Source organism: Nocardia sp. CA-129566 (assembly GCF_050956075.1).
Lineage (GTDB): Bacteria > Actinomycetota > Actinomycetes > Mycobacteriales > Mycobacteriaceae > Nocardia.
This window is the reverse complement of record NZ_CP192085.1, coordinates 8,617,971-8,642,706: the sequence shown is the minus strand read 5'-3', so window position 1 is coordinate 8,642,706 and position 24,736 is coordinate 8,617,971. Positions and strand designations below refer to the sequence as shown.

The following is a 24,736-nucleotide window of genomic DNA, read 5'->3' as shown; positions in this document are numbered from 1 at the left end:
GGTTGTGGACTCCGAAGGTGGGTGCGAGTTGGAAGAGAAGTGTCCCGTGGTGCGGTCGAGTGGTGCTTCGGCGGCATCGATGTCGGTGGGGTGGTGGCCGGGAGGCTGTGTGGTGCCTAGGCCATAGGTTCGGGTGCGGTGTCGAGTGGGGATCGGGGAGGTTCGAGATCGGTGATCGGCACCGGTGTTGGGCGGGGTGGTGGTGCCCGGCAGGATGTAGCGGTGGTCGAGGTGATCGATATTGGTGATGCCGCTGATGCGCGGGTCGATGACTTTCGCGACTTGAAGTCGGCGGATCGGCGGCCTGATCTGCCGGGGCGCAAGGGGTTGGTGATCGCGGAGGGGGTGGTGGTCGTGCAGCGGATGCTGGGTTCGCGGTTTCGGCCGAACGCGCTGCTCGGCGTGGAGAAGCGGCGCGCCGAACTCGCGGCGGATCTGTCGGGCATCGATGTGCCGTACTACCGGGCGACCGCCGAGGTGATGGCGGAGGTGGTCGGGTTCCATCTCAATCGCGGGGTACTCGCGGTGGCGCGCCGACCCGCGGAGTTGAGTGTGGACGAGGTCATCGAGCGGGCCAGGACGGTGGCGGTGCTGGAGGGGGTGAACGATCACGAGAACCTCGGCTCGATGTTCCGGAATGCGGCGGGACTCGGCGTCGAGGCCATCCTGTTCGGAGACCGGTGCGCCGATCCGCTGTACCGGCGGGCGGTGCGGGTGTCGATGGGACATGTGCTGCGGGTGCCGTTCGCGCAGCTGCCGCAATGGCCGGGCGGGTTGGATATGTTGCGGAACAAGGGATTCCAGATCATCGCGCTCACCCCGAACCCGGCGGCGGTGAACCTGGCCACGGCGATGACGGGGGAGCGGGTGGCATTGCTGCTGGGTGCGGAGGGGCCCGGTTTGACCGAGGAGGCCATGCGAGCCACCGATATTCGGGCGCGCATTCCGATGTCGCCGGGGACCGATTCGCTCAATGTGGCGACCGCGGCCGCGATGGCGTTCTATGAACGGGTGAGGACGTCATGAGGGGGATGCCGTGAGCGAGCGGCAGCGAGTGAACCGAAAGCACAGCGCGCCGTGGCGCACGACGGAGCCGAGCGCCACGGAGGCGCGGTCGTGAGCTATTTCCCCAATGGGGCGTACCGCCCCTACCAGCCCTACCAGGACCCGACCCCGTGGTCTGCCGGGCTCACCGTCGCGACCATGGTGGCATTGCTGACGGCCGTCGCGGTATATGCCTTCGGCTCGGCACTGGCACAGGTGCATCCGATCCTCGCGATCCTGGTCAACCTCGTCGCGGTCGGCGGCGCGGCGCCCACCGCCTGGCGCTGGCGGCAGGCGCCGGTGACCCGCTGGGTCATCGGCGGCGGCGCGGCCGGTGTTCTGCTCGGCTGGCTGGTCCTGGTCATCGGCGGACTGTCGGCCTAGACCTCAGCAGACACGATCCTTGCCGCGCAGCCAGTCGAGCAGGCCGCGTCGGGGTCTCGAATCGCCGTTGCGCTGCGCGTCGGATGGCATCAGGTCGGCTGGGGCGGGTGCCTGCCCCTTCGGATAGAGGGTGAAGCCGCAGACCGCGATATCGCCCGGTATCAGCGCGCCGTCGGCGGCGGGGGAGCGGTAGTGGAAGCCGAGCCACTCGTTGTTGGCGGCGTCGGCGAAATCGGGTGGATCGAAGGGGAGGGTCTGCGGGTCCGGCAGTTCCCCGGCCTGCCAGCGCACCGGATGATCACCCGCCCAATACGAGCGTTCCCACACCAGTGGCAGGCCGTCGTCTTCCAGGATGTTCACCCGCGTCGAACTGAACGAGCGCCGGAATTCACCACGCTCCCAATGTGCGAACGCGCCCCAGCCATTGTGGGCGTCGAACGAGACCAGATAGGTGTGCTCCGAGGCGAGCGGGCGGACCAGCAATTCCGGCAGTGCCGTCGGATGTGCCCGCGCCGCCTGCGACGAGCAGACCACGGTGACCCCGGGATAGCAGCCGATGTACACCTCGTCGGCATCCGGCCCCGCGCAACCGCCGAGCGTGCCGACCATGATGGGCAGGACGTCGCGGTCCTCGTGCAACTGTTTCGCCAGTGCCAGCGCGGCTTCCGGATCCGGATCGTGGTTCGCACGGAGTACCGCCAACGGATCCTGTGCGTCGACGTACCAGAGAGACGAAGCCTTGGACAGCATTTCCGGCACCTCCCGATGGTTGCACCAAACAGCTCCGCTAACTTCGAGCAACCCAAGGCGTCCTCGCGTAACTTCCGACTACCGTGACCCGCCCGACGTCGACAAACCGAGTCGACGACACACGAAAAATCTACCCGTTCTCCCGCTTCGGCGATGGACCTTCCGCCTCCGAACACGCCAGCGGGCCTCAGAAATTCGCAGCAAACAGTTAGCTGGCGATCAGGCAATCAAGATCGAGCAGAACTCGTGGCGGGGTTCTCTGAATCGATGTCGAGACGAGTGCCACCTGATCTCGAGCGCCGCGCGAGGTGGAGGCTGCATGTTGCCGGGCTGGACCCGGACCTGAAACCCGGTCCGGGCTAACTCGACTCAGTGCCCCGAGCTGCGGACCCCGAGCAGCACGTCTTCCCACGACGGCATGGGCGCCTTGCCCCGTTTGTTGCGCGCCGCCTTCGCGGGCGCGGCCTTGGTCTTCGGTGCTTCCTCCGCGGCCGGCTTCGCCGAGGCGGCGGGCTTGGCCGCAGCGGTGGGCGCGGACGGGGCGGTGCCCGTACCGGATGCCGGGGCGGTCGGTGCAGCACCGGCGGCCGGGGCGGTGCTCGTCGCCGCGGCGGCGGCAGCGGAACCACCCGCGGCCGGAATGGCATTCGTGCTCGCGGCGGCCGGAATCGCGGCAGCCGCACCGCCGGCGCTGACCGGCGTACCGCTACCACCGGCCGCGACGGAACGCTGCTCGTAGTACTCGTCCAGGGTCGGCTGACTGCGCGCCGACGTCCGTGCCGGTGCCGCCGCGGTCTCGCGCGCCGGACGCGCCTCGGTCGGGCGGGTTTCCACGGGCCGAGGCTCTACCGGCGGTTCGGGCGCGACGGGCGCCTCGATTTCGGCCTGCGGCGGGAGGATGGTCGCGAGCCCGCGCAGGGCGCGGCCGAAGTCGGGATCGATGAGATCCGAGGCCGGATCATCGAGCGGGGAGACCGAGCCGCCGTGCGCGTCGGGCTGGTAGCGCCAATGCGCGGCGATTTCGGAACGGCCGTTCTGCCACTGCAATTGGGCGACCCAGAAGCCCTTCTCGTCCTTCCAGGCATCCCATTCGGCGTTCTCCAGGGTGTGCCCGCGTTCGGTGAAGGCGGCGGTGACGATGTCGATCAGGGTTTCCACGGCCGGACCGTCGGCGCGCACCGGATGGGCCTTCTGCGCTAGTTCGGCGGCGCGGGCCCGTTCCAGCAGCACGGGATAGGCGAACCGTTCGACCCGGCTCAGCGGCATCCCGGATTCCTCGGTGACCTGTTCTACGGATGCCCCGGCGCGGATACGAGCTTGAATATCGCGGGGACGCATAGTTGCTTCCATCTCGATCTCAATCTGGCCGAATCGGGCAAGGTCTCCGCGTGCTGCGGCTCGAAGCTTGTCGTCAGCGGGCAGCCGGTACTTGTTGCCGGTCTCGGTGTCGATGCACACAATGTGCGTGGAGTCGGGCGTCACCCCGATCACTCGAAGTTCACGCACCGTTACCTCCTTATCGCGTCGGCTCGCGACACCGCCCACTTTCCGAAACAGTAGTGCACTACTGATGATCTCGAGGCGGGACACGCGGGGCGGAAATCTGCGAAAGAGCTTCCGCGCCCCGCTAGTCTGCTCTGATCGATTCGCCGCACCCTAATGCGCGGCGTGTCGAAAGTGGGCGTGTCGCAGTGGCCGAGCTGATTTACCCCAGTTTCTCGACGACCCAGTCGATGCTACGCGTCAGCTGCGAGACATCCTCGGGGTCGATAGCCGGGAACATGCCGACGCGCAGTTGGTTGCGGCCGAGCTTGCGGTAGGGCTCGGTGTCCACGATTCCATTGGCGCGCAGCACCTTCGCCACCGCGGCCGCATCGACCGAATCGGCGAAGTCGATGGTGCCGACCACCTGCGAGCGGTGCGCCGGATCCGCGACGTACGGGGTGGCGTAGGAACTCGACTCGGCCCAGGAGTACAGCCGCGACGAGGAATCCAGCGTCCGCTTGACGGCCCAGTCCAGCCCGCCGTTGCCATTGAGCCATTCGATCTGGTCGGCGAAAAGCAGCAGGGTGCCCAGTGCCGGGGTGTTGTAGGTCTGGTCCTTGGTGCTGTTGTCGATCGCGATCGGCAGCGAAAGGAATTCGGGAGTCCAGCGGCCCGAGGCCTTGATCTCCTCGACCCGGGCCAGTGCGGCCGGGCTCATCAGCGCGACCCACAGGCCGCCGTCGGAGGCGAAGCACTTCTGCGGTGCGAAGTAGTAGACGTCGGCGTCGGTGATGTTCACCGGCAGACCGCCCGCGCCGGAGGTGGCGTCGATGGCGATCAGCGCGTTCTCCGAACCCGCCGGGCGCTGCACCGGGATCGAGACGCCGGTGGAGGTTTCATTGTGCGCCCAGCCGATCAGGTCGGCCGAGGGATCGGCAACCGGCTCGGGCGCACTGCCCGGCTCGGCGGAGACCACGATCGGATCGCCGATGAACGGGTTGCCCTTGGCCACCGCGGCGAACTTCGAGCTGAACTCACCGTTGGTCAGGTGCAGCGAGCGCTCGCGGATCAGGCCGAATGCGGCGGCATCCCAGAACGCCGTGGTGCCACCGTTGCCGAGCACCACCTCGTAGCCGTCGGGCAGGGTGAAGAATTCGCGCAGGCCCTTGCGCACGCGGGCGACCACGTCCTTGACCGGCTTCTGCCGGTGGCTGGTCCCGAATACCGAGGCGCCGACGGAGACCAGAGACTGCAACTGCTCCGGGCGCACCTTGGAGGGGCCACAGCCGAACCGTCCGTCGGCGGGCTTGAGATCGTCGGGAATGGTCGGGAACTCAGCGGTCATGGCCAACAGGGTAGACGGTGGTATTGCTGTGACTCTGACCACACTCCAGCTAACGTTGAAGCCCATGAACCTGGCGTCGGTTGGTACGGGGTGGCTACTGCGCAGTCGGGGGTCACGGAACTTTGGGCTCCGTGCTGGTGCTTTGTCGGATGGGCAGCGGCGCGAGTTGCTGATGCGCGGCGTCGCGGGGTCGGCGACGATCCTCGGCGTGCGGCCCCGGCGCAGCGAACCAGGACACGTTTTCTGGGTCCGCGTGCAGGTGGAAGGCACGCTGCCGTACGAAACACGGGTGCCGCAGCGGATGCGCCCCGAAGACCTGGAGTGGATGCAGCCCGGGGATGTGATCAGCTGCCGGGTCGATCCGGGCGACCGCGACCGGCTGGTGTTCTATGTGCCCGATATCGAGGACAGCGGCCGGGCCAGCATTGCCAAGATCCTCGCCGGCGGCCGCCGCGCCGACGCCACCGTACTGGCCGCCGCGCCGGTGGCGGCCGATTACGCCGGTCGCGACGATCCGGTGCTGCGCCTGGACCTGGAACTGCGCGCCTGGGATGAGGAGAAGCCGTGGCGCGTGCGCCTGATCCAGCCGGTCCCACTGGCCGCCATCGGTCTCGTCGATCTGGGCCAGCACCTCGAGGTCGCCTTCTTCACCGTCGACCGCGGCGAATCCGTCGCGGTCGACTGGCTCGCCTCCCTCGGCGAGGACTAGCGCTCGAATGGGCGGCTCGGTGCAGGTGCGCAGCCGCCCTTCGATCACTAGCTGTTGGCTTTCACCCGGGCCAGGGCGTGGCCGGTGAGTGCGATCAGGGCGGTTTTGGCGGACTCCCGGTCTCTGGCGTCGATCATCATGACCGGGACGTCGTCGGACAGCGACAGCGCGTCGCGAATGGCCTCTTCGGGAAATTTCGGGGCGCCCTCGAATTCGTTCACCGCGACCAGGAACGGTAGACCGAGTTCCTCGAAATAGTCGACCGCGGCGAAGCTTTCGTCCACGCGACGGGTATCGACCAGCAGGATCGCGCCGATCGCGCCGAGGCTGAGGTCGTCCCACATGAACCAGAACCGATGCTGGCCCGGGGTGCCGAACAGATAGAGCACCAGATCGTCGGACAGGGTGATCCGGCCGAAATCCATGGCCACCGTGGTGGTCTGCTTATCCGGGACCGCGGAGGTGTCGTCGATCTCGGAGGCGAGATCGGTCATCAGCGCCTCGGTCTTCAGCGGCACGATATCCGATACCGCGCCCACCAGGGTCGTCTTGCCGACACCCATTTCTCCGGCTATCACGATCTTCGCCGAGACAGCGCGGGACGCGGCGGGGGCTTCTTGCTCAGGTGCGGTCATCGAACATCCTCGGCTGCAAAGGGTTTCAACTTACCAGTGGCTCTTCCGTCACGTACCCCCCGCTGATAGCTATTCAATCCTGCGCGGATCGATTCCGGGTTCCGTCGCGGGCCCGCCTCCGAATCCGTTGTCCCCGCCCCCGATTCGGCCCCGCCGGGCACCAACTGATTCCCAGGGTCTCGTTTCGGTAGTCCGGAGGTCGTCCTTTCTGTGATCTGCGCATCCGCCGCCCGTTGTGCGGCGGACCAGCCTTCATCCGCCGCCGAATGCCAATTCGTCAAGACCGGTAACTCCCCTGTAATCGGATCCGCCAACCACTTCGACATCATCCCGGCGAATATCGGCGTCGATTCACCACCGCCATCCTGCGCCGACTCTCCGTTGGATGTGGATCGGATGGACTCTGCCGTATCCCCATTCGCCCCAGATGGTGTGGATTCGGTAGGCGCGGTCTGGAAGAACGATGATGCCTTGACCACGCGCTCCTGGGGCCCGGTCGGTGGACCCGAATCGGGCACACTCGCGGATGACGGCGTAGCGGCGGGCGGTGTCGGGCTGGCCGGTGTCGATGTGGTCGTTGCGGCTGCGCCGGACGTCTTGGCGGCAGCAGCGGCTGCGCCCGCTTTGCGACGCCCCTTGCGATTGACACCCGGAACCCGTTTCGGCAGGCCATAACTGGTGATCACCGGCGGTGCGGCGGGTGCGTCGGCCGCGGGCTCCACTGGCTTGGGCAGCGCCGCCGGCGGCGCGCCGATCCGCCGGGCCGCGGGTGTGGCCTTGGCCGCGGGGGTGATCGCCTTCGCGGGCGTAATGGCCGCGACCGCGGGTGTGGCCTTGGCAGCCGACTCGGCCGTAGCCGCCGCCGCGGTGCTCAGCGCATCACGATGTATCGGAATCACCGGCTTCAGAGTCGCCGGATCATCCGGATCCTGGGACGGCACGTCGATGAGCGCGGGCGGAATGTGCAGGCTCGCGGTGATTCCCGGACTCAGCGCGCGATCGTGGCTGCGCCGTAGTCGAACCGTGATGCCGTGCCGCTCGGCGAGTTTGCCGACCACGAACATGCCCATCTGCCGGGTCGTCGCGACAGTGGCCGCGGCCGGTGCCGCCAACCGCTCGTTGATCTCGTTCAGTTCGGCCGACGTGATGCCGATGCCCTCGTCGATGACCTCGATCAGCAGGCCGCCCTCGGAGGTCCGGCTGTAGGAGAACGTGACATCGCTATCGGGCGGTGAGGCCCGCAGCGCGTTCTCCAGTATCTCGGCGATCAGGTGCACCACATCGGTGGCCGCGATGCCAGCGACCCAACCATCGGGTGTGGCACCGGATTTGACCCGCTGATAGTCCTCGACCTCGGAGACCGCGGCGCGCAGGATATCGCGCACCTCGACCGGTCCGGACCGATCGTGGCGCGACCGCGTCCCGGCCAGCACCAGCAGGTTGGCGCTATTGCGCCGCATGCGTGCGGCCAGGTGGTCGAGTCGGAACAGCTGGCCGAGCCGTTCGGGATCCTTCTCCTCGAATTCCAGCGCCTCGATCATGCTGAGCTGGCGATCCACCAGTGTCTGGCTGCGCCGCGCCATGGTCTCGAACATGTCGTTGACCTGATCGCGCAGCAGTTGCTGCTGGGCGGCGAGTTTGAGTGCCTGCGCGTGCAAACCATCGACGGTGCGGGCGATTTCGCCGATCTCCTCACCGGTGTGCACCGGCACCGGTTTGACCGTGATGTCCTCGAGCTGGGCGCCGAGCATGATCCGCTCGACCTCGCTCGGCAGATCCTGTTCGGCGAGTTCGGTCGCGCCCGCCCGCAGCCTGCGCAGCGGCCGCAGCAGCGAGTGCGCGACCAGCAGCGCCAAACCGAGCGCCGCGATCACCGTGACGAGCACCACCAGTGACGCCTGTAGGGCCGCGGACTGGGCCGCCGTCACCTTATTGTCCACATCGCTGATGACGCTCTGCACGATCTGGCGGGTGAGTCCGGTGAAGATATCGCGGGATTCGATGGCGAGCCGCCGCAATTCGACCAGGTCCACGATGTGGGTGTGGATCCCCGCCTCGATCATGTCCTTGAGCACGGCGTTGTTGGGGCGCACCACCCGATCGATGTCGGCCTTGGCCTCGGGCATGGCCTGCTCGATCGCATCGGTGGTGGCCAGGAATCGGCCCTGCGCGGTATGGAAACCCTCGGCCTGGGTCGGCTGCTGGATTGCCTGCATCGCCGCCATCAGCCAGTTGAAGCCCTCGACCTTGCCGACCAGCACATCGGAAAGCTGTGCCTTCGCGACCACGACCGACCCGACGCGGATCGGCGTGAGCAACTTGTCCACGGTGCCGATCGCGTCGACGACGATCGCGTTGTTCAATTCGACGGCCTTGACCGGATCGCCGCCACCCTTACCGCCCGAGCGGATGACCTCGCTGGTCGTGGTCATCTGCTTCAGCGCCCTGGCGACGGACGCATCGAGGCCCTTGCGTTTGGCGCGCAGGGTGGCCTCGGTAATAGCCGTTGACAATTCGACCAGGTCTTGGTCGGTGGTGGTGCCGTAAATCTGCCCGGCCGCGACGGTCGAGGCGGCGGATTCGAGTGCGGTGATCGCCGGAATATCGGAGATCCGATCGGCGGCATCGGCGTATTCGGAGTAGTCGTTGAAAAAGACCGTCAGACGCAGGCCGCCGAGCAGAATGGCCGCGGCCAGCGGAAGCGCAACGGCCGCGCCGACTTTCCAGCGCACCCGCCATTGCTCCAGGTGCCGCCACCGAGTGTGCGCGAATATTCCCTGCGCCACCCTACTTACCGCCTTCCGCTCGGATCGGCCCGATCAGGTCACCCCGCGCTCGGCGAAATGCCCAGTGAGCAGCCGCGATCCGTCTCACCATCGTGCTGCGCCCGAACTTGTCGGGCAGGTTTGTCCATGAGCGACCGGCAGGCGGTCGGCTGACCTCGGGATAGCAGTCAGCATCGGTACCATACTGGCTCGCCGCCGAGGGTTGCGCGTTATTGGCGCGATCCCTGGGGCGTCCAGTCCATTCCGTAATATTCGTGTTCACAGATGGACAAAAGTGAACCCCGCCGCACGCAGTGCGGGCAGCGCCGCGGTCATCCCGGCCGCGGTCCCGGAGTTCGGCCGGTGCATATGCGCCAGCGAGATCGCACCCGGCTGAGCGGCTTTCATCGCGTTCTGAACCTGTGCCGCGCTCGCGGTGGCGCCGTAGTCGGCGTTGATGCTGAAGCCGACGGGCCGTTCGCCCAGCTCGTTCACGATCGACACCGCGACATCGTCATAGTGCGCGGTACCCGCGCGGAAGAAGCGCGGCGGTTTGCCGAGCAGGGTGGTGAGCCGTTCGTGATTGGCCCAGACCTCGTCGGCAGCCTCCTGCGGCGATCCGGTGCCCGCGATGTCATAGGCGGCCCGGCCGGTCACCGAGAGCGGCTTATGGGCCACCCCATGATTAGCCAGCTCGAACAGCGGATTTGCCGCCAACTGCGCGGCCCGACCCGGATTCGCATCGATCCAGCGTTTATTGAGGAACAGCGTGGCCGGAATCTGCTGGGAGATCAGCAGGTTCAGCAGGACCTCGTCGATATCGTTATTGCCCGGCCCGCCGCACGCGTCGAAGGTCACCGCCATTTGCTTGCCGGTTGCCGCGAAAGTGCTGGTGATGCCGTCCATCTCCATGCCCCACTGCTGCGGCTGCACACCCGCGTGCCGGGCGGCCACCGCCGCGGGCGAGTTGGCGGCGGGCGCCTGCTGCGGGGCCTTCGGAATGGCCTGCACATCAACGGCGGTCGCGGCGGTCGTGGTTCTCGGTTGTGCGACGGTGGCCTTGCCATTGTCGGTACCGCACCCGGCGACGAATGCCGCGGCCGCAGTACCGAACCCGATCAGCCGCCGCCGCGACATATTCCTATCCAGCATTCCCCGTTAGCTCTCTCTCACAACCGTCCACAGGATGCTACCGGCGCAAATGGCCGGACACCGTGGCGGGCAATAGATCCCACCACGGTGTCCGATTACTACCCGTTGGGCGGCGTACTACACGTGCGCGATGCTGGTCCAGCCGGCGACTTCCTGCGGCTGGCGCGGGCTGGGGCCGGTGTAGATGGCGGCCGGGCGGACCAGCTTGCCCAACTGCTTCTGCTCGAGGATGTGGGCACACCAACCGGCGGTGCGGCCACAGGTGAACATCGCGGGCATCATATGCGCGGGGACCTCGGCGAAGTCCAGGATGACCGCGGCCCAGAACTCGACATTGGTCTCGATGGCGCGGTCCGGGCGACGCTCGCGCAGTTCGGCCAGTGCGGCCTGCTCGAGCGCGGCGGCGACCTCGAAGCGCGGGGCGCCGAGGCGCTTGGCGGTGGCGCGCAGCACGCGGGCGCGCGGATCCTCGGCCCGGTAGACCCGGTGGCCGAAGCCCATCAGCTTTTCCTTGCGGTCCAGGATGCCCTTGACCAAAGCGCGTGCGTCACCGGACTTTTCGACGGCCTCGATCATCGGCAGCACCCGCGCCGGTGCGCCGCCGTGCAGCGGGCCGGACATCGCGCCGATCGCACCGGACAACGATGCGGCGACATCGGCGCCGGTGGAGGCGATGACCCGGGCGGTGAAGGTGGAGGCGTTCATGCCGTGTTCGGCGGCGGAGACCCAGTAGGCGTCGATGGCCTCGGTGTGCCGCGGGTCCGGATCGCCCTTCCAGCGGGTCATGAACCGCTCGGTCACCGTGGTGCACTCGTCGATCTTCTTCTGCGGCACCGCGGGCTGGTAGATGCCGCGCGCGGACTGCGCGACGTAGGACAGCGCCATCACCGAGGCGCGCGCCAAATTCTCCCGCGCGGTCTCGTCGTCGATATCGAGCAGCGGCTGATAGCCCCAGATCGGGGCGAGCATGGCCAGTCCGGCCTGCACGTCGACGCGCACGTCACCGGTGTGCACCGGCAGCGGGAACGGCTCGGCTGGTGGTAGCCCGCGACCGAATTCGCCGTCCACCAGTAGCGCCCACACGTCGCCGAAGGTCACCTGCGAGCCGACCAGGTCCTCGATATCGACGCCGCGGTAGCGCAGCGCGCCGCCGTCCTTGTCGGGTTCGGCGATATCGGTGGTGAAGGCAACCACGCCTTCCAGGCCGCTGATGAAGTCGGGGGGTACGGCGGTGTGCCCGCTGGGCACCGCGGGGCTGGTAGTCATGTTGTGACTCTCCTTGCACTTCGGTTTCGCATTCCGTAGCGACTGCTTGCCGGTCGCTCGGAAAGGTCACGAGCGACGGCATGCCGACCGCTCGAAAGGGCCTGTTCTCGTCGATGAGGGTGTGGCTCGCCGAGCACATGCCGATCAACAAAACCTTAGCTCCTTGCTACCGCGGAGTAACGTCTGCCCCATGCGTGACCTGGACAATTCATCCGTCGGACAGGAGACGACCGTGACCGATCCGGCCCTGTTCCGTGCGTCCGATCTGGCCGCCATGCGAGTCGACTACGGCGGCATGCCTTTCGGTAGCGGCGAGGACACCGATCTGGACGAAACCTGGCTGGCCGGGGGCTGGGAGCCGCTGTTGCGGCATTGGATCGAACAGGCCACCGCCGTCGGCATCCCCGAGCCCAATGCCATGGTCGTCGCCACCGTCGCGCTGACCGATGCCGGTCCGCGCCCGGTCGCCAGGACGGTGCTGTGTAAAGGTCTCTCGCCCGAGGGTGTGACTTTTTACACGAATTACGACTCGGCCAAGGGCAACCAGCTGGCAGGTGTTCCGTTCGCCGCCGCGACCTTCGTCTGGCCCGCGCTCGGCCGTCAGGTCCATGTGCGCGGGCCGGTCGAGTTGGTCTCGCCGGAAACGACCGCCGTCTACTGGCGCTCCCGGCCGCGCGATTCACAGTTGAGCGCCTGGGCCTCGCGGCAGTCCCGGCCGATCGCCTCGCGCGCCGAACTCGATCGCACGCTGGCCGAGACCACCGCCCGCTTCGCCGATGTCGACGAGATCCCGGTGCCGCCGCATTGGGGCGGCTACCTGATCCGCCCCGATGAAGTGGAGTTCTGGCAGGGCCGCCGGGGTCGGCTGCACAACCGGATCCGGGTGCGCATCAGCGGTGACCTCATGATCGTCGACCGACTACAACCCTGACCAGGACCACCCGTCGTCCGGCCACCACCCCTGAGCGAATCGCTGCGCGATACGCCCACCCGCCACCCGGCCACCACCCCTCATCGAATCGCTGCGCGATACTGCAACATCGAGCCCCCAACCTTGTTGGGCCGCTGACCGACTCATTACGCTGCGATCGGTGAAACTGCTCGCCGACACCACCCCGCTGCGCTATCCCGATTTTCGACGGTTGTGGACCAGCAATATCGTCACCGTGATCGGTTCGCAGCTGTCGGTGGTGGCGGTGCCGCAGCAGATCTTCCAGATCACCGGCAGCTCGGGCTATGTCGGTCTGGCCGGGCTGTTCGGCCTGATACCGCTGATCGTGTTCGGCCTGTGGGGCGGTGCGCTCGCCGATGTGATGGACCGGCGCAAGCTGATGCTCATCACCAACTGCGGCACCGGCGCGACCGCACTGGCCTTCTGGGCCCAAGCCGCGGCCGGACTCGACAATGTGTGGATCGTGCTGGGGCTTTTCGCCGCGCAGCAGGCGCTGTTCGCGGTGAATCAGCCGACCCGCAGCGCCGCCATCCCGCGGCTGCTCCCCATCGAACACCTGGCCGCCGCCAGCGCGCTCAGCATGACCGTGCAGCAGATCGGTGCCATTGCCGGTCCGGTGCTCGCGGGTGTGCTGATCCCGGTGGTCGGGCTGTCCACGCTCTATCTGATCGACGCCGTCGCGCTGCTGGCCACCGTCTGGGCAGTATGGAAGCTGCCGGCCATCGCGCCGACCGGAACCGCGCGCAAGGCCGGATTCCGTACGGTTCTGGACGGTTTCGCCTATCTGGCGACGCAGCGCATCCTGCTCGCCTCCTTCATCGTCGATGTGATCGCCATGGTTTTCGGCATGCCGCGCGCGCTGTTCCCGCAGATCGCGCGCGAGACCTTCGGTGACCCGGCCACCGGCGGCGTCGCGCTCGGCCTGCTGTTCGCGTCCATGTCGGTCGGCGCGGTATTGGGCGGGGTGTTCTCCGGCTGGATCGCGCATGTGCGCCGCCAGGGCCTGGCGGTGGTGGTCTGCATCGCACTCTGGGGTCTGGCCATGGTCGGCTTCGGACTCGCCGTCGGACTGACCGGCCATGGCCTCGGTATCGGGCCGGGTCTGTGGATCGCGCTGGCCTGCTCGGCCTTCGGCGGCGCGGTCGATATGGTCTCGGCCGCGCTGCGCGTCGCCATGCTGCAGGCCGTCACCACCGATGAGATGCGCGGGCGCTTGCAGGGTGTGTTCATCGTGATCGTCGCCGGCGGTCCGCGCATCGGTGATGTTGCCCACGGTTTTGCTGCGGCAAGCCTGGGTACCGCGGTCGCCGCGGCGGGTGGCGGTGCGCTGGTGGTTATCGGTGTGGTGCTGGCGGCCCTGGCATTTCCGGCATTCGTGCGATATCGGATCGCCAGGTCGACCTCGGTGCCGGTGTCGAGTTAGCGCGATAAACCTCACGTGACGCGAACGTGTTTGTGAGGCCGGTCGGTGGGCACCCTCGTTCTCGGGCCGTGCGAGCAACGACTAGCGTCTAGGTGAGAGCACCGCCGTGCCGACCGCACCCCGATGCCGACGGTCCTAGCCTGAGAGGGATCCTTCCGTGCCCGAAAAAGACCACATCAACGACGCCAAGCCGGTTTTGAGCTACCCCGGCGGCGAATACGCCATGACGATCGCCGAAGCCGAAGAAGGCAATGACGGCATCGATCTCGGCAAAATGCTGGCCAGCACCGGGTATGTGACCTACGACCCCGGATTCATGAACACCGCGCCGACCAAGTCGGCGATCACCTACATCGACGGCGAAGCGGGCATCCTGCGCTACCGCGGCTATCCGATCGACCAGCTCGCGGAGTCCTCGACCTTCATCGAGGTCAGCTACCTGCTGATCTACGGCGAGCTGCCGACCCAGGCGCAGCTGGACGAGTTCACCGACCGGATCCGCCGGCACACCCTGCTGCACGAGGATCTCAAGCGGTTCTTCGACGGCTTCCCGCGCAACGCGCACCCGATGCCGGTGCTGTCCTCCGCGGTGAACGCGCTCTCGGCGTACTACCAGGATTCGCTGGACCCGCGCGATCCCGAACAGGTCGAACTGTCGACCATCCGCCTACTGGCCAAGCTGCCCACCATCGCGGCCTACTCGTACAAGAAGTCGGTCGGTCAGCCCTTCCTCTACCCGGACAACTCGCTGAGCCTGGTGGAGAACTTCCTGCGGATGACCTTCGGGTTCCCGGCCGAACCCTACGAGGTCGATCCGGAGATCGCCGCCGCGCTCGACATGCTGCTCATCCTGCACGCCGATCACGAGCAGAACTGCTCCACCTCGACGGTGCGCCTGGTCGGCTCCTCGGACGCCAACCTGTTCACCTCCGTCTCCGGCGGTATCAACGCGCTGTGGGGCCCGCTGCACGGCGGCGCCAACCAGGCCGTGCTGGAGATGCTGGACGGCATCAAGGCCGAGGGCGGCAACGTCAAGGAATTCATCCGCAAGGTCAAGAACAAGGAAGACGGCGTGAAGCTCATGGGCTTCGGGCACCGCGTCTACCGCAACTACGACCCGCGGGCCTCGATCGCCAAGAAGCACGCCGACGCGATCCTGTCCAAGCTCGGCGGCGATGACGAATTGTTCGATATCGCAAAGTCTCTCGAAGAGGCCGCGCTCACCGACGAGTACTTCATCTCGCGTCAGCTGTACCCGAACGTCGACTTCTACACCGGCGTCATCTACAAGGCCATGGGCTTCCCGACCCGCATGTTCACCGTGCTGTTCGCGATGGGCCGACTGCCGGGCTGGATCGCGCACTGGCGCGAAATGCACAGCGAGCCTTTGAAGATCGGCCGCCCGCGTCAGATCTACACCGGTTACGGTCACCGTGACTACCACGAGATCAGCGGGCGATAGTTTTTCCGTCCAATTTCACCGTCACCTATCAGAGGGGATAGCCGAATGACCAAGCCGGAGATCGAATTCCAGGAGGGCCCCGCGCCCGCCGAGCTGGTGATCAAGGATCTCACCGTCGGTGAGGGTAAGGAAGCGGTGCCGGGCGGCATCGTCGAGGTGCACTACGTAGGTGTGGAATTCGACAGTGGCGAGGAGTTCGACTCGTCCTGGAAGCGCGGCGAGTCCATCAGCTTCCCGCTGCGTGGCCTGATCCAGGGCTGGCAGGACGGCATTCCGGGCATGAAGGTCGGCGGCCGCCGCCAGCTGACCATTCCGCCGGAGCTGGCCTACGGCCCGGCCGGTGCCGGCCATCAACTCTCGGGCAAGACCCTGGTCTTCGTGATCGACCTGCTGGACGTGAAGTAGGCCCTGTCTGATTGCAGCGCCTGCGGCGCTGCGTGTTCGCGGCCCCCTTGGTCTCGCGTCCGAGCCGTCGAGACTCGCGACTTCGTCGCATGCGCTTCGACGACTCGGACGCGAGACGGGCCGCGAACGGGTCGCTCGTAAGACTCGCTCCGTGGTGGCTCGCTATGTGGCTCGTGTTCCGGCTGACGGAGCACGAGCCACCATCGTTTCTCGGGCGAACCCTGATGCATCAGTTGCGGACGATTTCGACCGGATCGGTGAGTGCCAAGGCGAGGGCGGACTGCTGGCTGGTGCTGCGCTGGGGCAGGGTCGCGACGGCCTTATCGGTCTGGGTGCTGAGGTTGGTCACGATCTGCTGGAGTTGGGTGACGCCGCCGGTGAGTTGGCCGATGGCGCTGACCAATTGAGCCCCGCCCTGATCGGCGAGTTGCGGCAGGCCCTCGGCGAGTTTGGCGCCCTCGGCCAATTGCGCACTGGCACCGGTCAACCGGTCGACCACGGTGCGCAGCAGGGTGCCGAGATCGGTGCTCGGATCGACGGCGCTGCCGACCAGTTCGCCGAGACCGCTCAGCTGGGATCCGGCCTGACCCGAAACATTGCGTAGCCCTTCGAGTTTCCCGATGATGTCGACCACCTGCGGATCACCGGCGAAGGGGAGTGCGCGCAGCAGGGGCAGGATCTGATCGAGTCCGCCGCTCACCGTATTCGCGGTCTGCTGCACCTGCCCGATCGTGACACCGGTCGAATCCAGTGCCGAGGCAAGCTGATTCGCCTGCGCGGCCGCGCCGGAGACCGTCGAATTCAGCAGTGCGATGGCCGAGGTCAGCTGTGCCGAACCCGCCTTGGCGAAACTCAGGAAGCCGAGCAGCTGATCCGCGCCCGAGCTGAACTGATCGGCCCCCGCCGCGGCGGCGTTCACCCCGGCATTGAGCAACTGGGTGGTGAACTGCACCGAGGTCATCTGCGTGCGCGCCTGCGCGACCGCGGCGAGGGCGGCGTCGACTCCGGCCGCGCCGACCCGGTGCGTGACGGTATTCACCGCACCGTTCACCAGGTTCGTATCGGCGCCCTTATGGGTATCCACCGTGACCTTGGCCCGTTTCGGCTGTGCGCTCGCCAGTGTGCCCATGGATTCGGTCAGATCGGCGGGCAGGGTGATCACCGCCGCGTAGTCGTCGGCATTGATTTCACCGGGCTTACCGACGGTCCACTCGTAACCGCCGCCCTCCTGCTGCAGCGCCTGTGCGATGCGGGCACCCGTCGGTCCGGTATCGGCGTTCACCAAGGCGATACCGCTCGGTGCGCTGGACGATCGTGTGCATGCGGTGATGGCGCCTCCGAGCGCGCCGGCGGTGAGAACGGCAACGGCGAACAGTGCCCAGCGGGCGCGATTTCCGATCACAACTGCGCCTCGCTAGCGCTCGGCTCCGCCGTGATCGGCGATGCTGTGTCCTTGGTTGCTTCGCTACGCTCAGTCACATCCCCAGACCCTAGAGGTCCGCAATGGCCTCAACGTTGGCCGAACTCTGAGAGTTCGGTAAGGGCAGCAGGAGAATTCGGGTCAGGAATGCTCGAGCCCGGCGCGCTCCTCGACCGGCTTCGCATCGACCATGCGACCGAAATCGAGCTTGACCAACTGGTCGGCGCAATCGAAGTACCGGTCGTCGTGGGTGATCACGATGACGGTCTTTCCGCGCTTCTTGAGGTCGACGAGGATCTCCCGGTAGAAGACTTCGCGGAACTTCGGCTCCTGATCGGCGGCCCACTCGTCGAAGACATAGATCTGCCGGTCCTCGAGCAGGGCGGTCAACAGCGCGAGCCGTTTGCGTTGGCCCTGTGACAGATCGATGGTGGACAACCGCCCGTCCTGCACCGTCACCTTGTGCGCGATCTGCAATTCCTCGAGATGGCGGCGCACTGCACTGTCGAGTCCCGGCCGATCGAAGCCGAGGTACTCCTCGAACAGATGGAAGTCGGTGAAGATCGCCGAGGAGTTCTGCCGGAACCATTCGATGTTCTCGTGGTCGATCGGCTCGTCATTGAGCGACAGCGTCCCCGACTGCGGCACGTACAGGCCCGTGATCAGCTTGGCCAGCGTGGATTTGCCGCTGCCGTTACCGCCGACGATGAAGGTGATCTGCCCGGGTTCGAAGACCAGGTCGAGCGGGCCGAGCCGGAATCCGGACTCGCCGGTGCCCGTTTCCGGCGGCGGTCCGAGCGGTACCGGCCGATTGTCGTGCCCGCTGTGGTCGACGAACCGATGGCCGTTGACATCCGGTCGCGGTCCGCCAGGGCGTGGACCACGGCCGGGCGGATGCGCGCCGCGACCGGGTACGCCGGGACCGGGCGGCGGTGTGCCCGGACCAAGCGGTGGCGCGCCGGGCGCGGGTGCACCCGGACCGGGCGGAAACGGCGGCGGGGGCTCCATCCGGTAGCTGTAGCTCACATTCGTCAGCACCAGCCGCGCCTCGTCGACGGCGGGACGCTCCGTGAACGGCAATTGTTCCTCGTTGTGCATGGTCTGCATGGACAGGTTCATGGCGCGGATCTTCGCCAGCGCCACATCACCGCGCAGCAGGTCGGGGATGCGGTGCATGAAGTTCTGCATCGGCATGGCCAGGAAGGTCGTCACCAGCACATAGCCGACCATGACATCGCGCGACAGATCCAGCGGTGCCACCAGTACGAACAGGATCAGCGCCATGGTGCCGAGTTGCAGCGCCTGCCCGAATCCCTGTGCCACCGAGAATTTGGATCCGGCGTCGACATTCTGCGCGCGCAGCGTCGCGGCCGAACCGAGCAGTTGCCGATCCATGAAGTCCCGGCGCCGCCCCCGATGCAGCTTCAACTCTTTGATGCCCAGCGTCACGGCCTGGTACGACCGCAGCAGCGCGTCCTCGTTCTCGCGCGCCTCGCGATAGATATTGCGCACCCGCTTCAGAATCAGCTCGACACAGGCGATTCCGAGCAGCGTGCCCGCCACCGTGACCGCGAAGAGCGGACCCGAAACCACCAGCAGGAAGACGAAGCAGCCGATGATGGTGGCCACATCGATGCAGATGCTCGGGATGGCGGTCACCGCCTGCGAGAGCGAGCGCACATCCTCGGTCAGCGTCGCCATCAGGCGATGCATGCCGAGCCGTTCCAAATGCTCGAGCGGAGCCGCGACGATCCCCGAACTCAGATCCGCGCGCAGCCGGTAGATCGCGTCCTGGGCCAGGCGGATCAGCAGCACCTGCGATGCGACGCCACTGACCAGAATGACCAGGCCGGTCAGGGCGAAGTTCTGCAGGTTGACATTCGGATGCGGTTCCGGTGACACGACACCCCGGATAAGTGTGACCAGATAGGTATTGGCCGCACCGCAGATCAGACCCGCGGCGATGACGGAGGCGATCCGCATCCAGGAGATCGAGATGAGGAATCGGATGAGTTGCATGTTGCTGCGCTCCTTGCGGCCGGTCGCTACCGGCGAATGATGTCGAAGATCATGCCTTCGAGGGTGACCCCCGGGGCGAAGGAGAACGCCACACCGGTCGAGATCGGCTTCGCCGCCTCCCGCTGAATCATTTGTTCCAGCACGAAGATCAGCGACACGCTCAGCATATTCCCGAACTTCGCCAGCACATCCCAGCTCAGGGCCGCCCGCTCGGGTGCGATCCCCAGCGAATGCACGGACTCCTCGATGATCTTGGGCCCACCCGGATGGATCGCCCACAGATCGATATCGGACTTCTGCAAACCATTGCGGCGCAGGACATCGGTGACCACGGGATCGACCCCGGAATAGATGTACTCGGGCAGATTCTCCGACAACTCGCAGGTGATGCCATTGTGGTTGACGCCGAGCACGATGCCGTCCTCCGCGCCGTCGAAGAGCTGGCTGAAGCTGTCCCGGATCACCACTTTGCCGGGCGCCAGCGGCTGCTGGACCCGACCCGCGCCGATGACGACCGCTCCACATCCGTCCCCGAACAGGCTGTGGATGATCACATCGTTGACATTGTCGTCGAAGACCGCGTTCACCGAGCTGAGCTCGAGGCACACCACCATGGCCTTCTTATCCGGATGCGCCCGAACATAATCCACGGCGGTGCGAATGCCGTTCATGGCGGCCGCACACCCCATGAAGTTCACCACGACCCGGCCCACCGACGGCGAAAGCCCGAGCTGTTTCACCACGGCGACGTCGACGCCGGGGGCGATGAAACCGGTGCTGGTCACGAAGACGAGCAATCCGATCTCCGCCGCCGCGTCCTCGATTCCGGCCAGCGCCCGCCCGGCGACATCGACGGCCAGCGGTACCGCGTGCCGGTAGTACCGGTTCATCCGGTCCCGGATCGTGCCGGGATCCCTACTGAACGGCAGGAATTCGGGATCGAGCGGATCGACGACCAGGCGCCGGGTGTCGATCTTGGTCTTCTGGTAGATCCGCGAGATCCGCCTGCGCTGCTGCGGATCGGTGAACAGCTCGGCGACCCGCTCGGCGGCATCGTCCTGAGCGACGTGCCGACTCGGCGCGCCGGTCGCGATGCTCTCGATCACGCCGACCGTGGTCGGCGGCGCCGGTGGCAGCCCGTGTTCGGCGAGGTTGTGGCCGAACTCGTTCCCCTGGCGAGCCGCCGACGTTCCCTCATCGATGGTGATAGACACGAAATTCTCCCCGTTCTTGTGAAAATGGTGATCGGCGCCGCCGTCGGAGGGTGGCTCGATCGATCGGTCGGTCAGCGGAATCGGTTCAGACCGTGCCGATTCCGGTGAACCCCTGAACCGTGTAGACCGCGCATGTCTTCAGTGCCCCCGGCGCGAAATGCTCGCGGATGAAGCCCCAATTCCGTTCCTCCGCCTCGCGCGAGGGCGACAGGAGGTAGGTGCGGCAGAGTTTCGGGAACCGATCGGAGAAGAAGCTCTTCGCCGGCAGCCACTCGATCCCGAATTTCGCTGCCTCCTCACGCAATACGTCCTCAGTGGCGATATTGGCGAATCCACTGCGCTGGAACGGCAGCACGTGATGTACGCGATGTGAACTCAGCCCGGCCGCGAGAAAGCAGTCGATATAACGGTTTCCGATCACCTTGAGGTCATAGGCCTGCTCCACTTGGTTGACGGCCCAGTCTTCGGTATCGGATGCGGGGAGTTCCTCGGTCTCCACTTCGAAATCATGGCTCGCCACGACCAGGAAGGTACTGATCCACAGCGTCACCACGAATTGCAGTGCCCAGGCCCAGAAATCGCCCGCGATCGTGAATACCACCAACTCGCCGAGCAGAAGTGCGCGCACCCCGAACGATCCGATGAAGTGTGGCAGCGCTCCGCCCCACGTTCCGTACATGTCCTTGATGCCGACTTTTCGGGTGAGCCGGCAGACATCGAGCAGTCGAATCGTCATGCCGGTCACCGTGTGACCGAATTTGTGGAGGGTGTGAATAGGCACTCGGTACAACCGCGGCACCCGCATCATCATGGTGAAGACGTTCTTCTTGATATCGACTTCACTCTGGGTGTGCGGGTGGTGCAGCAGTGCGTGCCCGTCCGCGGTGACGAAAGCCAGTGCCACGTAATTGAAATCGAAGGTGTTCGTATAGATCTTGTTGAGGCCCTTTTGCGCCCGGTGGATCGCGTAGTGGCCGAATCCGGCCAGCGAACTGCGCAGCAGCACCATCGCGATCACGAAGACCGGCAACGGCATCCAACTGCGCTCGAACAGGCGCAACCCCTGGACCGCGAAGTACGCGACGGCCAGCACCGCCACCACGATGTCGAAGATCGTGTCCATGCGCCGCAGGCGCGCGGCCAGCTGCGGCTCTTTCAACCGCGCCTTCACCTGGTGGAGCAGATCATCCTTGTTGTCGAATCGGTACTTTGGGGTGTCCTGCCAGCTGTCGAAGCCTTCTTTGAACAAGAAATCGGGTGCGTTGTTCTTCGGATGGATGTCCTCGGGCAATGCGTCGCGGCCGAGCGCATACCGCTCGAGCATTCGTCCGATGCGCTCCGGATCGCGATGGTAGGAACCGATGATGGAAGTGATGTCGCGATTTTTCGTTCGCCCGATGAAGAACTCGCCGCCCGGATGCTTGGAGATCCAGTCGCTCAGATCGTAGGCTTTTCCGTTGTATACCCACACATTTGAGATTTGCGGGCCACCAGGAGGCGGGCCGGGCGGTCTACGGAAGTTCCGCTCCTCCGCTTCTGGCTGGCTGTTCGTCATCGCATTCCTCCGTGTCTGATCCGCGGTTCGGTAGCCGTTGTCGGCCCCGGGGTTATGGCGTGTATCGCGGACAGGCGCGGGGGTGCATCATCCGGTGAACCGGATGTCCCTCCAAAGTCGCACGCACTGCCTGAGCGTTCATGACAGCATTGTGCTTCCAGTGCCTTACATCTCACCAAACAATCCCTTAACCCGGTAACTTTCGCGTCGGATTCCCCCCGATCTCTGCGAGAAGACCGAACCAAGGGTAACGTCGGCATCCGCGGCATGTGCGGTTCGCCTGGACTTCGCCTTGCGAACCAGGTCGAGTTGGCCTGCGGGACAGGCTAATCTGGCGGGGCAAAATGCTGCACTACACCGGGCGGCAGCACCAGCTGTCCCCGTCAAACCACCCGGTCGTATCGACCTCGCACTCTTCTGGGGGCAGAACATTGAGTGATCTGACAGCGCGAGCACGCACCTCGCACCGAATCCGGCTTCGCCGACCGGGACTCGTGCCCGCCGTGGTCGCGGCGTCGATGTTCGCGGCGCTGGTGACGGGTTGCAGCTCCAGCTCCGACTCGAAGTCCACCACTTCGTCCGCGCCGCCTTCGGGCCAACTGCCCGATGCGGCGCAGATCGTGCAGGAGTCCGCCAGGACCACCCAAACTCTGCAGGCCGTGCACCTGAATCTGAAGGTGGACAACATCACCAACCTCCCGGTCGAGACCGTCTCGGCGGATGTGACCAACCAGCCGCAGGGCGCCGGTCAGGCGATCGGTGAGGCGAAGGTTCGGACCAAGCCCGAGGCCGACTTCATCCAGGCCAAGTTCCTGGTCGTCGACAAGGTGATGTACGCGCAGACCGGTGGTTCCTCCGCATACGCCAAAGTCGGTCCGGCCGAACAGATCTACGACCCGGGCGTAATCCTCGACAGGGACAAGGGTCTGGCCAACCTCATCGCCCAGGTGAAGAACCCGAAGGTGGAGGGTCGCGAAAAGCTCGACGGCACCGACACCGTGAAGGTGTCCGGCACCATCGACTCCTCGGTGATCGATCCCATCGTGCCCAAGTCGGGTGACCCGGCCGGTACGTTCCCGATCACCCTGTGGATCGCGGATGTCGCGCCGCCGTCGGGTTCGGCATCGGCGCTGCCGTCGCAGGCGGCCTCGCCCGGCACCGGCCCGAATCTGGTTCAGGCAGTGGTCAAGCGGGATCCGGGCACCATCAAGGTGACGCTGTCGGCGTGGGGTAAGCCGGTCAAGGTCACCGCGCCTCCGAAGTAGGACTTCCGACTCGGCGCACCGGCCCGGGAAGCGCGACGGCGGCACTTGTCGTCGGCGCATCCCGGGCCGGTTCGTGTTTTCGGCTGGGTCAGGGCTCGGTACTGCGTTCCGGCAGCTCGAGCACCAACCGTGCGCCGCCGAGTGGGCCGTCGTCGAAGTAGGCTCGGCCGCCGTGCAATTGGGCCTGTTGGGCGACGAGGGCGAGGCCCAGTCCGGAGCCGCCCTTACTGGCCTGACTGCCGCGGAAGAATCGTTCGAAGACGGCGGTGCGCTCCTCGACCGGAATGCCGCGGCCATTGTCGTCGATGGTGATCAGTATGTGGCCATTGGGGATTCGGTGCGCGGACACCACGGCCTCGGTGGCACTGCCGTGTTTGACCGAGTTGGCCAGCGCATTGTCCACCGCCAGCCGCAGTCCGGCGGGCAGGCCGCGAGTGATCAGTTCGGCATCGGTATCGATGCGCACACTCAGTCCGGGGAAGTGCCGCATGGCATCGTGGGCGGCTTGATCGCACAGGTCGCCGACATCGGTTGCCACGTGATCGCGCTCGTGCGTGAGATCGCCGGACGCCAGACGTTCCAGTGCGGCCAAGGTGGTTTCGACGCGGCCCTGGCTGCGCTGCAGGTCGGCGAGGATTTCGGCGCGCTGGGCCTCGTCCAGGTCGAGGGTGCGCAGCACCTCGAGGTCGGTGCGCATCGCGGTGAGCGGCGTGCGCAGTTCATGTGCGGAGACGGCCGCGAAATCCCGTGCGGTTTCCAGTGCGGCGGCGGTTTCGCTCTGCGCCTGATCCACCCGCTGCAACAGGGTGTTCACGGCTTCGGCGAGTTTCTCCGCCTCCTTGACCCCGGATCCGTCGACCGGCGCCTGCGGATTGTCCGGATCGCGATATCCGCTGCGCGCGCCGACCTGTCGGGTGAGATCGACGATCGGGCGCACCGCGCGGCCCGCGAGCAGCCAGCCGAGTGCGGCCGCGGTGGCGATCGCCAATCCGGCTCCGGCCAGCACCAAGCGCTGTTGCTCGGCGGTTGCCCGCGCCGCGTCGGTGGCCGGAATGCCCAGGGAGACAACCCGTCCCGCTGGTTGGTTCTCGGTGGTGGTGAGCACGCGGAACGGGGTGCCGTTCACGGTGACCGAATGCGATCCGATCGGCTGTTCGGGCAGGCGGATGGGTGTGCTCGCCACGATCGTGTTGTTATCGCGGACCGTCACCGCCATGTCATAGGTCGGACCGACCAGTCCGAGCACGCCGACGGCGAGCACCGAATCGATGAGCACCAGTCGCGATGCGATCGTCAGCTGCCGATCGGTCTGGGCCAGATTATTGCGCTCGATGGCCTGTGAGGAGAGCACGCCGATGATCGTGACAATGATGATCGCCCCGACCGCTGCCGCTCCGGCCACCCGGGTACGCAGCGAGAATGTGCGCCGCCGCCGTTTCGCGGGAGTCGCTGGGCCGGCGGGCAGTAGGGGCTGCGGTGTCATCGC

Annotated in this window: 20 protein-coding genes; 8 read left to right on the top strand and 12 right to left on the bottom strand. The window is 66.2% G+C overall.

Features of this window, described 5'->3' with window-relative positions; translation table 11 throughout:
* Window positions 1–222 precede the first annotated feature (222 nt).
* Both ACQP0C_RS38380 and ACQP0C_RS38375 read left to right on the top strand, forming a co-directional pair.
* Entirely contained in the window at window positions 223–1,026 is an 804-nt protein-coding gene (locus tag ACQP0C_RS38380) for a TrmH family RNA methyltransferase (protein WP_433734774.1), read from the top strand.
* Window positions 1,027–1,116: 90 nt separating this feature from the next.
* Window positions 1,117–1,428 carry a DUF2537 domain-containing protein gene (locus ACQP0C_RS38375; RefSeq protein ID WP_433728230.1) on the top strand — a complete coding sequence of 104 codons (312 nt, stop codon included), beginning with the start codon at window positions 1,117–1,119 and terminating at the stop codon, window positions 1,426–1,428.
* Between the two features lie 3 nt (window positions 1,429–1,431).
* Here ACQP0C_RS38375 and ACQP0C_RS38370 read toward each other — a convergent pair whose 3' ends face one another.
* The 3 genes from ACQP0C_RS38370 to serC all read right to left on the bottom strand — a co-directional run bounded on the left by ACQP0C_RS38370 (window position 1,432) and on the right by serC (window position 5,008).
* Window positions 1,432–2,178, bottom strand: a complete 747-nt coding sequence (locus ACQP0C_RS38370) for a DUF6928 family protein (RefSeq protein WP_433728228.1) — start codon at window positions 2,176–2,178, stop codon at window positions 1,432–1,434.
* Window positions 2,179–2,547: 369 nt separating this feature from the next.
* A complete protein-coding gene (gene sepH, locus ACQP0C_RS38365) occupies window positions 2,548–3,684 on the bottom strand; it encodes a septation protein SepH (protein WP_433728226.1) in 1,137 nt (378 codons plus the stop codon).
* 199 nt (window positions 3,685–3,883) lie between these two features.
* Entirely contained in the window at window positions 3,884–5,008 is a 1,125-nt protein-coding gene (gene serC / locus ACQP0C_RS38360; RefSeq protein ID WP_433728224.1) for a phosphoserine transaminase, read from the bottom strand.
* Between the two features lie 142 nt (window positions 5,009–5,150).
* Here serC and ACQP0C_RS38355 point away from each other — a divergent pair, with 142 nt between their 5' ends.
* Window positions 5,151–5,717: a hypothetical protein gene (locus ACQP0C_RS38355; protein WP_433728222.1), complete on the top strand. Its 567-nt coding sequence runs from the start codon at window positions 5,151–5,153 to the stop codon at window positions 5,715–5,717.
* Between the two features lie 47 nt (window positions 5,718–5,764).
* On the opposite strand, the gene ACQP0C_RS38350 is transcribed toward ACQP0C_RS38355, so the two are convergent.
* The 4 genes from ACQP0C_RS38350 to ACQP0C_RS38335 all read right to left on the bottom strand — a co-directional run bounded on the left by ACQP0C_RS38350 (window position 5,765) and on the right by ACQP0C_RS38335 (window position 11,535).
* A complete protein-coding gene (locus ACQP0C_RS38350) occupies window positions 5,765–6,352 on the bottom strand; it encodes a GTP-binding protein (RefSeq protein ID WP_433681153.1) in 588 nt (195 codons plus the stop codon).
* A complete protein-coding gene (locus ACQP0C_RS38345) occupies window positions 6,349–9,138 on the bottom strand; it encodes a sensor histidine kinase (protein WP_433728220.1) in 2,790 nt (929 codons plus the stop codon). The genes ACQP0C_RS38350 and ACQP0C_RS38345 overlap by 4 nt, the downstream gene beginning before the upstream one ends.
* A 258-nt stretch (window positions 9,139–9,396) precedes the next feature.
* A complete protein-coding gene (locus ACQP0C_RS38340; protein ID WP_433728218.1) occupies window positions 9,397–10,254 on the bottom strand; it encodes a polysaccharide deacetylase family protein in 858 nt (285 codons plus the stop codon).
* A 132-nt stretch (window positions 10,255–10,386) separates the two neighbouring features.
* Entirely contained in the window at window positions 10,387–11,535 is a 1,149-nt protein-coding gene (locus ACQP0C_RS38335; RefSeq protein WP_433728216.1) for a citrate synthase 2, read from the bottom strand.
* A gap of 190 nt (window positions 11,536–11,725) precedes the next feature.
* Here ACQP0C_RS38335 and pdxH point away from each other — a divergent pair, with 190 nt between their 5' ends.
* The 4 genes from pdxH (at window position 11,726) to ACQP0C_RS38315 (ending at window position 15,777) form a co-directional block, all read left to right on the top strand.
* Window positions 11,726–12,466, top strand: a complete 741-nt coding sequence (gene pdxH, locus ACQP0C_RS38330) for a pyridoxamine 5'-phosphate oxidase (protein ID WP_433728214.1) — start codon at window positions 11,726–11,728, stop codon at window positions 12,464–12,466.
* 160 nt (window positions 12,467–12,626) lie between these two features.
* The gene (locus tag ACQP0C_RS38325; protein WP_433728212.1) at window positions 12,627–13,910 is read left to right on the top strand and encodes an MFS transporter; all 1,284 of its coding nucleotides are present in this window, start codon (window positions 12,627–12,629) and stop codon (window positions 13,908–13,910) included.
* 157 nt (window positions 13,911–14,067) lie between these two features.
* Window positions 14,068–15,372: a citrate synthase gene (locus ACQP0C_RS38320; RefSeq protein WP_433728210.1), complete on the top strand. Its 1,305-nt coding sequence runs from the start codon at window positions 14,068–14,070 to the stop codon at window positions 15,370–15,372.
* A gap of 45 nt (window positions 15,373–15,417) precedes the next feature.
* Window positions 15,418–15,777 (top strand): FKBP-type peptidyl-prolyl cis-trans isomerase, encoded by a 360-nt coding sequence (locus tag ACQP0C_RS38315; RefSeq protein ID WP_433728208.1) that lies wholly within the window; start codon window positions 15,418–15,420, stop codon window positions 15,775–15,777.
* 229 nt (window positions 15,778–16,006) lie between these two features.
* Here ACQP0C_RS38315 and ACQP0C_RS38310 read toward each other — a convergent pair whose 3' ends face one another.
* From ACQP0C_RS38310 to ACQP0C_RS38295, 4 genes are all read right to left on the bottom strand, one after another.
* Entirely contained in the window at window positions 16,007–17,179 is a 1,173-nt protein-coding gene (locus tag ACQP0C_RS38310; RefSeq protein ID WP_433728206.1) for a hypothetical protein, read from the bottom strand.
* A 159-nt stretch (window positions 17,180–17,338) separates the two neighbouring features.
* Window positions 17,339–19,216, bottom strand: a complete 1,878-nt coding sequence (locus ACQP0C_RS38305; protein ID WP_433728204.1) for an ATP-binding cassette domain-containing protein — start codon at window positions 19,214–19,216, stop codon at window positions 17,339–17,341.
* Window positions 19,217–19,242: 26 nt separating this feature from the next.
* Window positions 19,243–20,352, bottom strand: a complete 1,110-nt coding sequence (locus ACQP0C_RS38300) for a type III polyketide synthase (RefSeq protein WP_433734773.1) — start codon at window positions 20,350–20,352, stop codon at window positions 19,243–19,245.
* Between the two features lie 163 nt (window positions 20,353–20,515).
* The gene (locus ACQP0C_RS38295; RefSeq protein ID WP_433728202.1) at window positions 20,516–21,985 is read right to left on the bottom strand and encodes a cytochrome b5 domain-containing protein; all 1,470 of its coding nucleotides are present in this window, start codon (window positions 21,983–21,985) and stop codon (window positions 20,516–20,518) included.
* A gap of 431 nt (window positions 21,986–22,416) precedes the next feature.
* Here ACQP0C_RS38295 and ACQP0C_RS38290 point away from each other — a divergent pair, with 431 nt between their 5' ends.
* Window positions 22,417–23,250: an LppX_LprAFG lipoprotein gene (locus ACQP0C_RS38290; protein WP_433728200.1), complete on the top strand. Its 834-nt coding sequence runs from the start codon at window positions 22,417–22,419 to the stop codon at window positions 23,248–23,250.
* A gap of 88 nt (window positions 23,251–23,338) precedes the next feature.
* Here the strand turns inward: ACQP0C_RS38290 and ACQP0C_RS38285 are convergent, their stop codons facing one another.
* On the bottom strand, window positions 23,339–24,733 hold the full coding sequence (locus ACQP0C_RS38285) for a sensor histidine kinase (protein ID WP_433728198.1): 1,395 nt from the start codon (window positions 24,731–24,733) through the stop codon (window positions 23,339–23,341).
* Between the last annotated feature and the right edge of the window lie 3 nt (window positions 24,734–24,736).

Bases quoted from the DNA above. Each gene is read 5' to 3' on its own strand.
- ACQP0C_RS38305 (WP_433728204.1), bottom strand. From the start codon at position 19,216: ATGCAACTCATCCGATTCCTCATCTCGATCTCCTGGATGCGGATCGCC.
- ACQP0C_RS38295 (WP_433728202.1), bottom strand. From the start codon at position 21,985: ATGACGAACAGCCAGCCAGAAGCGGAGGAGCGGAACTTCCGTAGACCG.
- ACQP0C_RS38350 (WP_433681153.1), bottom strand. From the start codon at position 6,352: ATGACCGCACCTGAGCAAGAAGCCCCCGCCGCGTCCCGCGCTGTCTCG.
- ACQP0C_RS38335 (WP_433728216.1), bottom strand. From the start codon at position 11,535: ATGACTACCAGCCCCGCGGTGCCCAGCGGGCACACCGCCGTACCCCCC.
- ACQP0C_RS38340 (WP_433728218.1), bottom strand. From the start codon at position 10,254: ATGTCGCGGCGGCGGCTGATCGGGTTCGGTACTGCGGCCGCGGCATTC.
- serC (WP_433728224.1), bottom strand. From the start codon at position 5,008: ATGACCGCTGAGTTCCCGACCATTCCCGACGATCTCAAGCCCGCCGAC.
- ACQP0C_RS38370 (WP_433728228.1), bottom strand. From the start codon at position 2,178: ATGCTGTCCAAGGCTTCGTCTCTCTGGTACGTCGACGCACAGGATCCG.
- ACQP0C_RS38315 (WP_433728208.1), top strand. From the start codon at position 15,418: ATGACCAAGCCGGAGATCGAATTCCAGGAGGGCCCCGCGCCCGCCGAG.
- ACQP0C_RS38285 (WP_433728198.1), bottom strand. From the start codon at position 24,733: ATGACACCGCAGCCCCTACTGCCCGCCGGCCCAGCGACTCCCGCGAAA.
- pdxH (WP_433728214.1), top strand. From the start codon at position 11,726: ATGCGTGACCTGGACAATTCATCCGTCGGACAGGAGACGACCGTGACC.